The sequence below is a fragment of the Allobosea sp. NPDC003192 genome (assembly GCF_050275675.1).
Lineage (GTDB): Bacteria > Pseudomonadota > Alphaproteobacteria > Rhizobiales > Beijerinckiaceae > Allobosea.
Genome location: NZ_JBNNPK010000006.1, coordinates 24,515 through 37,862, shown reverse-complemented (window position 1 = coordinate 37,862; position 13,348 = coordinate 24,515). Strand labels below are relative to the sequence as shown.

Annotated in this window: 13 protein-coding genes and 1 pseudogene; 10 read left to right on the top strand and 4 right to left on the bottom strand. The window is 63.5% G+C overall.

All coding sequences use genetic code 11. The features are described from left to right. Nucleotides 1–6: 6 nt before the first annotated feature. The 4 genes from ntrB to ACQKLX_RS10140 are packed head-to-tail and all read left to right on the top strand — an operon-like array spanning nucleotide 7 to nucleotide 5,112. Complete coding sequence (gene ntrB, locus ACQKLX_RS10155; protein WP_427361461.1) at nucleotides 7–915, top strand: nitrate ABC transporter permease; 909 nt, start codon at nucleotides 7–9, stop codon at nucleotides 913–915. An 11-nt stretch (nucleotides 916–926) separates the two neighbouring features. Further along, entirely contained in the window at nucleotides 927–1,724 is a 798-nt protein-coding gene (locus tag ACQKLX_RS10150) for an ABC transporter ATP-binding protein (protein WP_427361460.1), read from the top strand. A gap of 11 nt (nucleotides 1,725–1,735) precedes the next feature. Further along, nucleotides 1,736–3,532: a NirA family protein gene (locus ACQKLX_RS10145; protein ID WP_427361459.1), complete on the top strand. Its 1,797-nt coding sequence runs from the start codon at nucleotides 1,736–1,738 to the stop codon at nucleotides 3,530–3,532. Then, complete coding sequence (locus tag ACQKLX_RS10140) at nucleotides 3,529–5,112, top strand: sulfite reductase subunit alpha (RefSeq protein ID WP_427361458.1); 1,584 nt, start codon at nucleotides 3,529–3,531, stop codon at nucleotides 5,110–5,112. The genes ACQKLX_RS10145 and ACQKLX_RS10140 overlap by 4 nt, the downstream gene beginning before the upstream one ends. Before the next feature lie 222 nt (nucleotides 5,113–5,334). On the opposite strand, the gene ACQKLX_RS10135 is transcribed toward ACQKLX_RS10140, so the two are convergent. Then, nucleotides 5,335–5,718, bottom strand: a complete 384-nt coding sequence (locus tag ACQKLX_RS10135; RefSeq protein WP_427361457.1) for an ABC transporter permease subunit — start codon at nucleotides 5,716–5,718, stop codon at nucleotides 5,335–5,337. 18 nt (nucleotides 5,719–5,736) lie between these two features. Here ACQKLX_RS10135 and ACQKLX_RS10130 point away from each other — a divergent pair, with 18 nt between their 5' ends. The 6 genes and pseudogenes from ACQKLX_RS10130 (at nucleotide 5,737) to ACQKLX_RS10105 (ending at nucleotide 10,315) form a co-directional block, all read left to right on the top strand. Further along, the gene (locus ACQKLX_RS10130) at nucleotides 5,737–6,186 is read left to right on the top strand and encodes an aldo/keto reductase (protein ID WP_427361456.1); all 450 of its coding nucleotides are present in this window, start codon (nucleotides 5,737–5,739) and stop codon (nucleotides 6,184–6,186) included. 92 nt (nucleotides 6,187–6,278) lie between these two features. Beyond that, on the top strand, nucleotides 6,279–6,728 hold the full coding sequence (locus ACQKLX_RS10125) for an RrF2 family transcriptional regulator (protein WP_427361455.1): 450 nt from the start codon (nucleotides 6,279–6,281) through the stop codon (nucleotides 6,726–6,728). 74 nt (nucleotides 6,729–6,802) lie between these two features. Beyond that, nucleotides 6,803–7,414: pseudogene (locus ACQKLX_RS10120) on the top strand (flavin reductase family protein). 421 nt (nucleotides 7,415–7,835) lie between these two features. Further along, the gene (locus ACQKLX_RS10115; protein WP_427361454.1) at nucleotides 7,836–8,366 is read left to right on the top strand and encodes a GIY-YIG nuclease family protein; all 531 of its coding nucleotides are present in this window, start codon (nucleotides 7,836–7,838) and stop codon (nucleotides 8,364–8,366) included. A 252-nt stretch (nucleotides 8,367–8,618) separates the two neighbouring features. Beyond that, complete coding sequence (locus ACQKLX_RS10110; RefSeq protein ID WP_427361453.1) at nucleotides 8,619–9,971, top strand: tyrosine-type recombinase/integrase; 1,353 nt, start codon at nucleotides 8,619–8,621, stop codon at nucleotides 9,969–9,971. Nucleotides 9,972–10,075: 104 nt separating this feature from the next. Beyond that, the gene (locus ACQKLX_RS10105) at nucleotides 10,076–10,315 is read left to right on the top strand and encodes a hypothetical protein (protein ID WP_427361452.1); all 240 of its coding nucleotides are present in this window, start codon (nucleotides 10,076–10,078) and stop codon (nucleotides 10,313–10,315) included. Nucleotides 10,316–10,616: 301 nt separating this feature from the next. Here ACQKLX_RS10105 and ACQKLX_RS10100 read toward each other — a convergent pair whose 3' ends face one another. The 3 genes from ACQKLX_RS10100 to ACQKLX_RS10090 all read right to left on the bottom strand — a co-directional run bounded on the left by ACQKLX_RS10100 (nucleotide 10,617) and on the right by ACQKLX_RS10090 (nucleotide 13,347). Beyond that, nucleotides 10,617–12,137: a hypothetical protein gene (locus tag ACQKLX_RS10100; protein ID WP_427361451.1), complete on the bottom strand. Its 1,521-nt coding sequence runs from the start codon at nucleotides 12,135–12,137 to the stop codon at nucleotides 10,617–10,619. 207 nt (nucleotides 12,138–12,344) lie between these two features. Continuing rightward, entirely contained in the window at nucleotides 12,345–13,067 is a 723-nt protein-coding gene (locus ACQKLX_RS10095; RefSeq protein WP_427361450.1) for an SOS response-associated peptidase, read from the bottom strand. A 28-nt stretch (nucleotides 13,068–13,095) separates the two neighbouring features. Beyond that, entirely contained in the window at nucleotides 13,096–13,347 is a 252-nt protein-coding gene (locus tag ACQKLX_RS10090) for a hypothetical protein (RefSeq protein ID WP_427361449.1), read from the bottom strand. Nucleotide 13,348 lies beyond the last annotated feature (1 nt).

Sequence of the window (13,348 nt, the reverse complement as noted above, 5' to 3'; positions counted from 1 at the left end):
GACGCAATGGGTCAGGCTGCCTTGAAGTCGGCGAGCACGGGGGCCGAGGTCATCGCCTTGCCGGCAAACGGCGCCGCGGTGGTGGCGTTGCCTCAGGCGACCGGAAAGCCACTGGGGGAGAGGCTCGCGCCGCTGGCGAAGTCGGTGCTGGTCACAGTGCTGCCGCCGCTCGTCACCGTGGCCCTGATCCTGCTGTTCTGGCAGATCGCGGCATCGGGACCGCAATCCTCGTTGCCGCCGCCGAGCAAGATCTGGGAGGAAGCCAAGGACCTGATCACCGAGCCGTTCTACTGGGCCGGCTCGCAGGATATCGGGCTGGGCTGGCGCATCCTGGTCTCGCTCCAGCGCGTCGCGATCGGCTTCAGCCTGGCGGCCGTGGTCGGCGTGCTGCTGGGGGCGCTCGTCGGCCAATCGGTCTGGGCGATGCGGGGTCTCGATCCCGTCTTCCAGGTGCTGCGCACCGTGCCGCCGCTCGCCTGGCTGCCGCTGTCGCTCGCCGCCTTCCGCGACAGCCAGCCATCGGCGATCTTCGTGATCTTCATCACCGCGATCTGGCCGGTGATCATCAACACCGCCGTCGGCATCCGCAACATTCCGCAGGATTATCGCAACGTCGCCAAGGTGCTGCGGCTGAACCAGGTCGAGTTCTTCTTCAAGATCATGGTGCCTTCGGCGGCGCCCTACATCTTCACCGGCCTTCGGATCGGCGTCGGCCTGTCCTGGCTCGCCATCGTCGCCGCCGAGATGCTGACCGGCGGCGTCGGCATCGGCTTCTTCATCTGGGACGCGTGGAACTCATCGCGCCTGTCCGACATCATCGTGGCGCTCGTCTATATCGGCGTGGTCGGCTTCGTGCTCGACCGCCTCGTCGCCTTCATCGGCGCGATCGTCACCCGCGGCACCGCGGCACAGTGAGGAGCGCGACCATGACCAGCGCCTATCTCAAGATCGACCATGTCGAGAAGACCTTCCAGCGCGGCGCGGCGAGCACCAATGTGCTGAAGGATGTCAGCCTCGTCATCGACAAGGGTGAGTACGTCTCGATCATCGGCCATTCCGGTTGCGGCAAGTCGACCTTGCTCAACATCATCGCCGGGCTGACGCCGGTGAGTGCTGGCGCGGTCCTGCTCGAAGGCAAGGAGGTCAATGCGCCGGGCCCCGAGCGCGCCGTGGTGTTCCAGAACCACTCGCTGCTGCCTTGGCTCTCGGTCTACGACAATGTCGCGCTCGCCGTGAACAAGGTCTTCGGCCGCGTGAAGAGCAAGGCCGAGCGGCATGACTGGATCATGCACAATCTCGACCTCGTCCAGATGGGCCACGCGAAGGACAAGCGCCCCGGAGAGATCTCCGGCGGCATGAAGCAGCGCGTCGGCATCGCCCGCGGCCTCGCCATGGAGCCGAAGATCCTGCTGCTCGACGAGCCCTTCGGCGCGCTCGATGCGCTGACCCGCGCCCATCTGCAGGATTCGATCATGCAGATCCACGCGACGCTCGGAAACACGATGATCATGATCACCCATGACGTCGACGAGGCCGTGCTGCTCTCCGACCGGATCGTGATGATGACCAACGGCCCTTCGGCCCGGATCGGGGAAGTGCTCGACGTCAGGCTGGAACGACCGCGCAAGCGGCTTGAGCTGGTCTCCGACCGCACCTACATCGCGGCGCGCGAGGCGGTGCTGAAATTCCTCTACGAGCGCCACCGCTTCGTCGAGGCGGCGTGACGGAAACGCCCATGAGCAACGACTTCTCCCCCGAGCAGAAGCGCTATCTCGAAGGCTTCATGAGCGGCCTGCAATCGGCGCGGACTGCGCGTGGCCTCGGGCCGCTCGGCGGCGCCGGAGGCTCCGGCAACGCCACGCCGTCAGGCCCTGACAAGGAGCACGCCGAGGCCCAGGCGAAGACCGTCGCCGGCGGCGGCAAGCTCGTCGACCAGGAGAAGTGGAAGGCCGCCGAGCACCCCTTCGACGCCTATGCCCGCTTCAAGGAGCAGGCCTCGTCCGGCACCTATCCCAAGCCCGAGGACAATTTCCGCTGGCGTTATCACGGCCTGTTCTATGTCGCTCCGGCGCAGGACAGCTATATGTGCCGCCTGCGCATCCCGAACGGCATCCTGAAGGCCTGGCAGTTCGAGGGCGTCGCCGACCTCGCTGAGCGCTTCGGCGGGGGCTACAGCCACGTCACCACCCGCGCCAATCTCCAGGTCCGCGAGATCAAGGCCGAAAACGCGCCGCTGCTGCTCGAAGGCCTCGCCGATCTCGGCCTCACCGCCAAGGGCTCCGGCGCCGACAACATCCGCAATGTCACGGGCTCGGCGACCGCCGGCATCGACCCGCTCGAACTCCTGGACACGCGCCCGCACGCCCGCGCCTGGCATCACCACATCCTCAACGACCGCTCGCTCTACGGGCTGCCGCGCAAGTTCAACGTCGCCTTCGACGGTGCCGGTTCGATCGCGACGCTGGAGGACACCAATGATATCGGCTTCCAGGCCATCGAGATCGGCGAAGGCGCCTCTTTCGAAGGGCAGCCGGTCGAGCCCGGCATCTGGTACCGGCTCGCACTCGGCGGCATCACCGGCCATCACGACCTCGCCCGCGACACCGGCGTCGTCGTCGCGCCGTCCGATACGATCGCGGTGGCCGACGCGATCGTGCGCGTCTTCATCGCCAGTGGCGACCGCACCAACCGCAACAAAGCGCGGCTGAAATACGTGCTCGACGCCTGGGGCTTCGACAAGTTCCTGGCAGCGGTCGAGGAGACTCTCGGCCGCCGGCTGGTCCGGGTCGACAGCGCCTTCGTCAAGCCGCGCCCAACTTACGACCGGCTCGCCCATATCGGCGTGCACGGGCAGCTTCAGCCCGGGCTCAATTGGGTCGGTGTCGCTTTGCCTGTCGGCAAGCTCACTGCCCAGCAGATGCGGACCATCGCCGCGATCGCGACGGCCTGCGGCGACGGCGATATCCGCCTGACCGTCTGGCAGAACCTGCTGATCTCCGGCGTGCCCGACGTGAAGGTCGACGACGTCATCGCCAATCTGCAGGCGATCGGCCTCTCCGCCGAGACCTCGATATTGCGTGCCGGTCTGATCGCCTGCACCGGCGCGACCGGCTGCAAATTCGCCGCCGCCCACACCAAGGAAGATGCGCTCGCCATCGCCGCCCATTGCGAGCCGCGGATCACGCTGGAGCAGCCGGTCAACATCCACCTGACCGGCTGCCATCATTCCTGCGCCCAGCACTATATCGGCGATCTCGGCCTGATCGGCGCCAAGGTGCCGGTCAATGAGGAGGGCGACACCGTGCCGGGCTACGACCTGCTGGTCGGCGGCGGCTATGGCGTCGATGGCGGCATGGCCCGGCCCTTCCGCGAGAAGGTCAAGGCCGAGGAAGCGCCGGCCTTGGTCGAGGCGATCCTCCGCACCTGGCAGGTCCATCGCGCCGCGCCCGAGGAGAGCTTCGTCGCCTTCGCCCGCCGCCACGAGATCGCGGCGCTGCAGGCACTGGTCGCCGAGACGGGAGAGGCCGCATGACCGTGCAGACGCCGAACCCACTGGTCCAGGTCCTGCCGGAAACCGCGCCCTTCAGCGAGGAGCAACGCTCCTGGCTCAACGGCTTCTTCGCCGGCCTGCTCTCGCTCGACAATGCCGGCGTCACCGCCTTGTCGCCAGCCGAGAACGCCGCGGTGATGGGTGAGGCCGATGACGGCGCGCCCTGGCACGATCCGGCGATGGCGATCGCCGAGCGCATGCAGCTCGCCGAGGGCAAACCGCTGCCGCGCAAGCTCTTCGCGGCGATGGCGCAGCAGGATTGCGGCCAGTGCGGCTATGTCTGCGAGACCTATTCGGCGGCGATCGCCGAGGGCAAGGAGGGCCGGCTCAATCTCTGCGCGCCCGGCGGCAAGGAGACTTTGCGCCAGCTCAAGGTGCTGATGGAGGCTGGCGGCGCCGCTCCTGCTGCCGCACCCACCGAGCTCGCTCCAGCCGCGCCCGCGGGTCCGATAGGCCGCTCCCGCGAGAACCCCGCGCTTGCCACCTTCCTGTCGCGCCGCAAGCTCAATGGCGAGGGCTCCGAGAAGGAGACCTGGCATGTCGAGTTCGATCTCTCCGAGAGCGGGCTCGACTACATCGTCGGCGACGCCTTCGGCATCGTGGCGCAGAACGATCCGCGCCTCGTCGACGCCGTGATCGCGTTGCTGGGTGCCCGCCCCGATGCCGATCTGGGCGGCAAGACCCTCCGCGAAAAACTGCTGGTCGATTGCGCGCTCGGGCCGGCGCCGGATGCGCTGTTCCAACTGATCTCCTATGTCACCGGCGGCGAGACCCGGCAGAAGGCCAAGCGGTTGGCAGCCGGCGAGGACCCGGACGGCGATCTCGACCGCCTCGACGTGCTCGGCACGCTGCACAAGTTCTCCTCGGCGCGGCTTTCGCCGGAGGCCTTCGTCGAGGCGCTCGATCCGTTGCAGCCGCGGCTCTATTCGATCTCCTCTTCGTTCAACGCGACGCCGGGCCTGATCTCGCTGACCGTCGATACGGTGCGCTACAAGGTGGGCTCGCGGCCGCGCTGGGGCGTCGCCTCCACCTTTCTCGGCGAGCGCGTCCAACCCGGCGACAAGGTGCCGGTCTATGTCCAGCGTGCTCATGGCTTCGGCCTGCCGGAGAACCCGGAGACGCCGGTGATCATGTGCGGTCCCGGCACCGGCGTCGCACCATTCCGCGCCTTCCTGCATGACCGCAAGGCGACCGGCGCCAAGGGGAAGAACTGGCTGTTCTTCGGCCATCAGCGCCGGGCCTCGGACTTCTTCTACGAGGACGAGTTCAACGCGATGAAGCAGGAGGGTGTGCTGACCGGCCTCACCCTCGCCTGGTCGCGCGACGGCAAGGAAAAGATCTACGTCCAGGACCGCATGCGGGAGCGCGGCGCCGAGCTCTTCGCCTGGCTGGAACAGGGCGCGCATTTCTATGTCTGCGGCGACGCCAAGCGCATGGCCAAGGATGTCGAGCGCGCCATGGTCGACGTCGTCGCCGAGCATGGCAAGCGCTCGGTCGACGAGGCGGTGGCCTATGTCGCGGCGTTGAAGAAGGCGGGGCGCTATCAGGCGGATGTTTATTAGGGAGGTCGGAAGCTCGACGATCAGTCACGGCCGTGATTCCGCGAATGGCTTTCTTCGCGGACGATCATTCGAGCGGGTCGACTTCGGGGCGCAAGTGTCGCTCCGCGTCCTGGCCATGGATGTCCCGTATGGGCAATAATCCAATACCGCTCTGACGCCTCTCAGCGCGCAGCTATGAATTATTGCAAGCGTGCACGTGCTTGAGTCCCTTCTCACGGCCCGTCAGCTGCCGATTCGCGTTCGTTGCCCGGCTGCCAGCCTTGCCTCCAGCCAGAGGCTGCAGCGAGACGCGCAGAAACAGACGATGAAATAGACCAGTGCGGCGAAGACGTAGGCTTCCCGGTAAAAGCCGAGCCAGTTCGGGTCCGTCGCCGAGACGCGCGCCGTGTTCAGGAAATCGAACATGCCGATGATGATCACCAGCGTCGTGTCCTGGAAGATGCCGATCGCGAGGTTGACGAGTGGCGGGATCACGGCGCGCAGAGCCTGCGGCAGCACGACGAGGCGCATCGTCCGCCAATAGGACAGCCCCAGCTCCTTCGCCGCCTCGTATTGGCCTGCCGGAACAGCCTGCAGACCGCCTGGGGCCTGTCGCGTTTCCTGCACCTCTCGGAGACGCGCGGCTTGCCGCGGGTCGCCAGCGTGCAGAACGCCTACAGTCTGCTGAACCGAACCTATGAGATCGGACTCGCCGAATTCCATGAGCGCGAGCAGGTCGGCTTGCTCGCCTATTCGCCGCTCGGACAGGGCTTCCTCACGGGCAAGTATCAGCGCGGCGCCCGCCCGACTGGAGCCCGCACGACCTTGTTCGAGCGCGGCCAGCGCTATCAGAAGCCGGGCACCGAAGCGGCCATCGACAGCTATCTCGCCATCGCCCGCGATTTCGGGCTCGACCCGGCCCAGCTCGCCATCGCCTATGTCGCGAGCCGGCCCTTCGTGACGTCGGCGATCATCGGTGCCACATCGTTGGAGCAGCTCGAATCCGATCTGGCCGCGCTCGACGTGAAGATCACGCCCGAGATCGAGGCGCGTATCGATGCGGCCTATCAGCTCCATGGCAGCCCGGCGCCCTGAGCCGCAGACTCGTACCTGACGGTCTACCGCCACTCACTTGCAGCTCCCGCAAAATAGATCGATATACTGTACTTCTAGGCGGGGGGCTGGCAATGCTGACCAACAAGGGTAAATACGGCATCAAGGCCATGGTGCATCTCGCCAGGCTCGAAGCCGGCGAGACCGCCCAGATCGCCGAGATCGCGCAGCGCAACAACATCTCGAAGAAGTTTCTCGACGCCATCCTGCTGGATCTGCGCAACGCCGGCATGCTGCGCAGCAAGAAGGGACCGGGTGGCGGTTACGCCCTGGCGAAGCCCGCCCGGACTATCAAGGTCGGCGCCGTCATTCGCGCCCTGGAAGGGCCGATCGCGCCGATTGACTGCGCCAGCCAGTCTGCTTTCAAACCGTGCCAGGATTGCGGGGACATCGAGGCCTGCGTCGTTCGTTCGGTGATGCGCGAGGTGCGCGACGCCATGGCGGCGGTGGTCGACAACACGACGATCGCCGACCTCGTCAGCCGCGCCGCTGCCCACAAACCCGAGATCGATTTCGCGATCTAAAATCTATTTCTTTAGTAGACAAAAGGCAGCCGCCCCTATTCTCATTCGAAGCGGAAACCGCATTCGGTGAGATCATGAATCAGCAGTTCGCGCCGCCCGCCGCCGATACCCATTCCGACGCGTTCAAGGCGGTGATGCGCAATGTCGCGGGCGCGACCAGCATCATCACAGCCTCACACGCCGGCGATCGCGCCGGCCTGACCGCCACGTCGCTGACCGCCCTCTCGGCCGAACCGCCGACCGTGATCGTCTGCATCAATCGCGGCGCCTCGGCCTAGCCGAAGATCGAGGCCCCCGGCCATTTCGCGATCAACGTCCTGGCGGCCCGCCATCAGAGCATTGCCGACCGCTTCGCCGGTCGCGGCGGCTTCAAGGGCGAGGCCCGTTTCGCGGGGGGCGACTGGGCATCACTCGTGGCCGGCGCCCCGCCCCTCGTCGGCGCCCTGGCGGTCCTTGACTGCGAGACCGACGAGGCGATCGAGCGCCACTCGCATACGATCCTGATCGGTCGCATCAAGGCGATCCGGCAGGCGCAGGACGAGGGCGCTGCTGTATTCCGCAGCCTAGATCAAACTAGTTTGCGGTCCGGATCGCTTAACAGCGCCCACCAAATCCCCGAACTGCACAGTCTCAATGAAATTTCGGAGCATCCACGCCTTGTCGTGAGATGGTCACGGCTCGAATAATTTGGGGAATTTCTTCATAACGGTATAGATCTGATGCATAATTGCGTTGGATAGCGTCCTGAGTAGTTCGATATTATCGGCATCCGGCAGAAACCTATTGTCTTCGAGCCATTTACAAGTCGTCTCAAATTCATGATTGGTCTCTGGCATGCCAAGTTTACATCTTTTTTCAATGATAACGAAACATGACGATAAAAATTTCCCGCAGAGTGACGATTGAACTATATATCCTCTCAATCATCAATATACGCGCGAGCGAATCCTTTCAGAGATCAAACGCCTAGCGGCTGCCAACGCCGGCAAGACTCCCGGCCGGCAGGCATTCGAGGCCGAGACCGGCATTCGCTATCATGAGTGGTATGGCGTCTTTTGGGCGCGTTGGAGCGACGCCCTTGCCGAGGCGGGGCTGAGCCCGAACGTCATGCAAAAGCGCCTCGATAGGGACGCCATACTGCGCGAGATCGCGCAGGCTGCCCGGCACCTCGGCAAAGTGCCGACGCATGGGGAGCTTCGCATCTACGGCCGGGGCAAGCCGGGCTTCCCGTCGCACACCACGATCTCAACCGCCCTTGCTGGTGTGGTGCTCGCCGAAGCTCTGCGGGAATGGATCGCTGCGAACCCGGAGTTCGCGGACATTGCGACCGTCCTGCCGGACACTCCGGCGGCTCCAAAGCCGCACCCATCTCGCCGGCCAGCTGACGGTTCGGTCTACTTGATCCAGTCGGGCGCTCACCACAAGATCGGCCGCAGCGATGAACTTGAGCGCCGCGTGAAAGAAATCAGGACCGCGCTGCCGGATAAGGCCGAGCTTGTCCACGTCATCGCGACCGACGATCCGGCCGGCATTGAAGCTTACTGGCATCGGCGATTCGCCAACCGGCGAGCGAACGGGGAGTGGTTCAAGCTGACCGTGGCCGATGTCGCAGCGTTCAAGCGTCGGCGCTTCCAATGAGCGGCCGGAAATCGCTACACAAAAGCACCCACACTTTTGCTACATAATCGCTTACAACTTCCAAGATAAGCGATTGAAAAGTAAGATGAAAAAATGGTGGCGGAGACGGAGTCCGCCTAACTCTTTTCCCAGCATGCCTCTAACTGTCCTATTTTCTCTTATTTTTGGCCAATTCTGTCGTTTTTTGTAGCCAGCCGCTTCGGCGTGTGCACCCTAATCCCCGTCTCGGCTTAGGGTAGGAATTAGGGTGACGTGGCTAGGCAGATAAACAGGCTGACGGCAAGGACGGTGTCGGCCATCACGACGCCGGGCAGGCATGCCGACGGCGGCAATCTGTATCTTCAGGTCGACAAGTCCGGCGCCAAACGTTGGGTGTTCCTCTATTGGCTGGACAAGAAGCTGCGCGAAAAGGGACTCGGGAGCATCAACGCTGTCTCCCTGGCTCAAGCTCGAGATCTTGCGCAAGCGGCCCGGGCTTTGCTGCAGCAAGGCAAGGACCCACTGGCCGAGAAGCCCGCAGCTGTCATCGCCGTGCCGACATTCGGCGAAGTCGCCAATGACTACGTGGATAGCATGGCTCCTGGTTGGCGGAACCCGAAGCATGTCGAACAGTGGCGTACGACCCTTGGGAACACCGAAGCTGACGCGAGCAAGTTGCGGATCAACGAAGCAGCAGAGAAGGAGCACCGTGCCGCTCTTGCCATTCTGCGCGCGCTGCCGATCGACCAGGTCGAAACGGAGCATGTCTTGGCAGTGCTCGCACCGATCTGGCATCAGAAACCCGAGACCGCCTCCCGACTGCGCGGGCGGATCGAAGCCGTTCTGGCGGCCGCGACGGCAAAGCGACACCGGAACGGCGCCAATCCTGCCCTCTGGCGCAACCATCTCGATCGTCTTCTTCCAAAGCGAAGGAAGCTAGCCCGTGGTCATCACGCGGCTATGCCGTTTCCTCATGTGCCGGCGTTTCTCGCGCGGCTCGGCGAGTTGAAGTCGATGTCAGCGAGTGCGCTCCGATTTACCATCCTGACCGCCGCGCGCTCCGGCGAAACGTTCGGAGCGACATGGCGCGAAGTCGATCTGGAGCGTGCTGTATGGACCGTCCCGGCCGAGCGCATGAAGGGAAAAAGGGAACACCGCGTTCCGCTTTCCGCGCCGGCGGTCGCTGAGCTCAACGCGATGGCCAGAGAGGGGCGCGAGCCCCACGACTTCATCTTCTTCAGCCGCGATATCCACCGGCCGCTGTCGAACATGGCAATGGACATGGTGCTTCGGCGCCTGAAGCTGGACGTAACTGTGCACGGTTTTCGATCTTCGTTCCGTGATTGGTGCGGCGAAGAGACTTCGTTCCCGCGGGAGTTAGCAGAGGCGGCGTTAGCGCACCTCGTCGGCGACGCGACCGAACGCGCTTACCGCCGCGGCGATGCTCTGGCGAAGCGCCGGGATCTGATGGATGCATGGGCGGCCTTCTGCATGAGCACGCAGCCCCCGATGAAGGCCCCCTCGCCTACACCCGAGCCGAAGCAGGTCGATAAGAAGCCAGCGAAAGCAGAAGCGGTGAGCCAAGCAGGACGGGGGGATGACGAATGCTTCGACGTATTCTCGTGAGGAACGTAGCCCTATCGCTTTGTCTCGCAGCCGCGGCCTGCACGACGAATGCCGACATCGCGGCGCAGCGCGAGGCGCAATTCCAATCTCTCGTTGGCGGGACCATGGCCGATTTCATGCGGCGCACCAGCCTGACGCCGTCCGATGCGTATCCGACGAGCTCTGGCCGGACCTTCGTCGTGCATGGCCCCACGACGTCGATCGTGGTCCCGGGCAGCTACGGGGCTCCGACGGTGGGACGCAGCTTCCAGTGCCAGATGCTCGTCGAGACTGAGGCTGCGGATGCGAAGGGCACAGCCGATAGCTGGCGCGTGACGCGGATCACCCGAAGCGGACCTTGCTGACGTCGATAGAGGTTGAGCGGCTTACGGCAGGAGCACCAGTCCGGCGACGTAGCTAGCAAGAAATCCGGCAACGAGGTTAGAGCAAGTAGATTGGATCATCGCGAGACCTCCATTCGGTTGAGCCGGCGTAATGCCGGTCATCGGAAGATTGAGGAGGACGAGGGCGACGATCGAACCTGACAAGACTCCAAGGACTGACGACCTGCACGACGCTGCTGCCGTAAGCCGCTCGACGACGTAGATGGGCATCGGCGGTCGAAATGTGAAGCCGCCCGTCAGCCTGCGTCACGTCGATTGTGGCCTACTCGGCGCCGGGCTTCATTTTCCACCAAGGCACATACTGATTGATCTCCGCTTCGAACGGGTACGGACGTTGCCGGCCGCGCTCCGGAAATAGTTCCTGCAATATAGAGAACAGCAACCACCCATCATACGGTGCTTTCGTCGCGGCGCGCACCGTTGCAAGAAACTGCTGTGCTGTAAGGACTGACAGCGACGATTCAAGATCGTCAATCAGTGCAAACGCGATTGGTATTCGATCCTGCTCCCGGATCTCGGGGTCTTGGTCAGCCAAGTCGCCCGCTTTCCTCAGCACTTGGTTTCGAACGGCCGGTGCCATCGACAGCCATGTATCAAGCGTGACAATCATCCCTATCGCAGCAGGGCTGAGCCGCTCCATCGGCGCTAAGCCGCGCCGAACATGGGAAGCAAAGCGCCAAATCTGGCGGACGCCCCAAGCAAGTTCGTCGTAGCCATTGGCGTCGCTAACATCGGGGACAGACGAATAACGAGCTGCGAGGGGCATTCGAACCGCCTTGCATTCGACGATAAGCGCTAACTCGTCCTGGTCGTAGACAAGAATGTCGGGCGTGGGCTGCTGTTGCCGCCGGAAGGAGTACTTGTACTCGCCGGAAACTCTTAACGGGGCGGTCATCGCCGTTAGGAGACGTTCGGTATACCTCTCGAACTGCCGGCCGACTTCTTTGGTGGCGTCGGGTGGCCCGCCAACGATATCGTAGAATATGCCTGCTGAGCCCCTCAGGCTGACGAGCTCGGGCAGTGGCGCGTAGATCAGATCGTCAAACGTCACACAGGGATGCGTTCGGAGAATGCTGATTTTGTAGGCCGTTTCACCGTCGCCTTGCCGAAGTTCAGCGGCGACCTGTCGCGCTTCCTGGATCGGCCGTGAGATTGCGGCAACCACCGGCGCCATGACTGACCTGGGGAAGCCGTACGCCTCCAGGCCGTCAGTCAGCCGAACACAAGGCGCCTCCATCAGGGCAGCGTGAATAGCAAAGCAGGTAAACGTGAAAGCTTCGAAAGTGAAACCGTGCTTGCGCTCGAAATGCGCGCGAGCGTGCGGGCCGCCATACAGATAGCCTGCCCGAAAAACTTGCGGCAGGGATAAGAAGCCACGCTGCCATTCGAATTGCCGCTGTGAGATGCGCGCGAGGTTGGCTATTCCTCGGCCGGCCGGGGGCGTAAGTAGATGTTCTTCGTTTTCGAGATCGTTTAGCACCTGAAAGAATCGCGACATTTCGCTGAATGAGCTGCAGGCGCTAATTGGGCCAATTATGTTGAGGGCCTTGGGCGCAATAAGAGCTTCGTTGAGAAGCGTCTCTATCGCCCATGGATGAATGGATAGGGGGTGGTTGAGCCGATCGACGACTGCGTCTGGCGGAAACCGAAGTATCCTCTCAACACCGGCCTCACGCCCGGATTGGATCGCGTGCGTGGCCCAGCACATAGTGAAGAACGCCTGATCGGGAACGCGCGCTAGCATCCGCTGGAGCTTGCGACGATAGATGCGGCGGCGGATCATCTCCATTTCGGATCGACTATTTACTTATCTGCGCAAGCTCGTCGAGCAGGCCGAAGGCCCAGAGCGCCATCGCCACTAGAATACCCCAGCCGGCCGCAGCAAACGCTGCGTTGCCATGGCTATGAAGTTCGCGGCGCCAGCGAGGCCAGGCAGCCCTGCGCTCTCGCTTTTCGGCATTACCCCGGCCGATCTGCTCCCAGTGCCCCATCAGAAAAGGCTGCCCTGCGTAGTCGGCTCTGGCGCAGGCGGCGAGGGTTCGGGCTCGACCGGGGCGGCTGTCGCCGGATCGTCGTCACCGACGCCGGCCTTGTTCATCCGCTTGTTGACGATCCATTCCCGCAGCTCCGGCGGCGGCTTCATCAGCACATCCTTGCCGGCAATGCCGTCGAGCCAGGCATCGAAGTCTGACGGATGCAGCATCGCTGGCATACGGTCGTGGATCTTCGACATGAACTCATTGGCTTCACGGGTGATGATACTGGCGCTGATCACCTCCTCGCCATTCTCGTCGCGCCAACGCTCCCAGATGCCGGCGAAGGCCAGGATCGCCTCATCCTTGGCGCTGATGAAGTGCGGAATCTTGCTACCATCCTCTTCAGTCCATTCGTAGAAGCCCGAGGCAGGGATGATGCAACGGTTCTTGACGTAGGCGCGCTTGAACAGGCCGTTGGTATCGACCGTCTCGATGCGGGAGTTGATGTGTGGCTTGATGTCCCTCTTCGTGCCCTTGTGCCAGGGCGGGATGAGGCCCCAGCGCGCCTTCCAGAGCTCACGCCCGGCCGGTGTCTTCACCAGAATGTCGATCAGCGTCGTCGGACCGATATTGTAGCGCGCCTGCACATTGCGAGCCGGCTCGGCCGGGACGGTGAGCGGCTGGCTGAAAGCGTAAATCTGGGGCCAGGTGTAGTTGACGCTATAGCGGCCACACATGTGCACCTCCACTCAATCGGCCGGCAGCCTATGCGGCCTTTTTGCGCTCGACCAGATAGTAGTCGTCGGCGCCGACTTCGGGGTGACCGAGATACGGTCCGCTGCAATAGCAGCCTCGACTTCCCAAGGCCGCCATTAGCTCGCCGGATATGACGTGCATCGTCCAGCCCTTGACCTTGACCTCATCGAAAAGGCCGAGATCAAGCATCTCGCTCATGGTAATTACATAGGGCTGGCCCGTCTGCTCCACCGCCTCGATCTCTTTGAGCAGATCGGCCATG

What these genes read in the sequence shown, in the direction of transcription:
- ntrB (WP_427361461.1), top strand. Translation starts at nt 7, where the DNA reads ATGGGTCAGGCTGCCTTGAAGTCGGCGAGCACGGGGGCCGAGGTCATC.
- ACQKLX_RS10150 (WP_427361460.1), top strand. Translation starts at nt 927, where the DNA reads ATGACCAGCGCCTATCTCAAGATCGACCATGTCGAGAAGACCTTCCAG.
- ACQKLX_RS10145 (WP_427361459.1), top strand. Translation starts at nt 1,736, where the DNA reads ATGAGCAACGACTTCTCCCCCGAGCAGAAGCGCTATCTCGAAGGCTTC.
- ACQKLX_RS10140 (WP_427361458.1), top strand. Translation starts at nt 3,529, where the DNA reads ATGACCGTGCAGACGCCGAACCCACTGGTCCAGGTCCTGCCGGAAACC.
- ACQKLX_RS10125 (WP_427361455.1), top strand. Translation starts at nt 6,279, where the DNA reads ATGCTGACCAACAAGGGTAAATACGGCATCAAGGCCATGGTGCATCTC.
- ACQKLX_RS10115 (WP_427361454.1), top strand. Translation starts at nt 7,836, where the DNA reads ATGCAAAAGCGCCTCGATAGGGACGCCATACTGCGCGAGATCGCGCAG.
- ACQKLX_RS10105 (WP_427361452.1), top strand. Translation starts at nt 10,076, where the DNA reads ATGGCCGATTTCATGCGGCGCACCAGCCTGACGCCGTCCGATGCGTAT.
- ACQKLX_RS10100 (WP_427361451.1), bottom strand. Translation starts at nt 12,137, where the DNA reads ATGATCCGCCGCCGCATCTATCGTCGCAAGCTCCAGCGGATGCTAGCG.
- ACQKLX_RS10095 (WP_427361450.1), bottom strand. Translation starts at nt 13,067, where the DNA reads ATGTGTGGCCGCTATAGCGTCAACTACACCTGGCCCCAGATTTACGCT.
- ACQKLX_RS10090 (WP_427361449.1), bottom strand. Translation starts at nt 13,347, where the DNA reads ATGGCCGATCTGCTCAAAGAGATCGAGGCGGTGGAGCAGACGGGCCAG.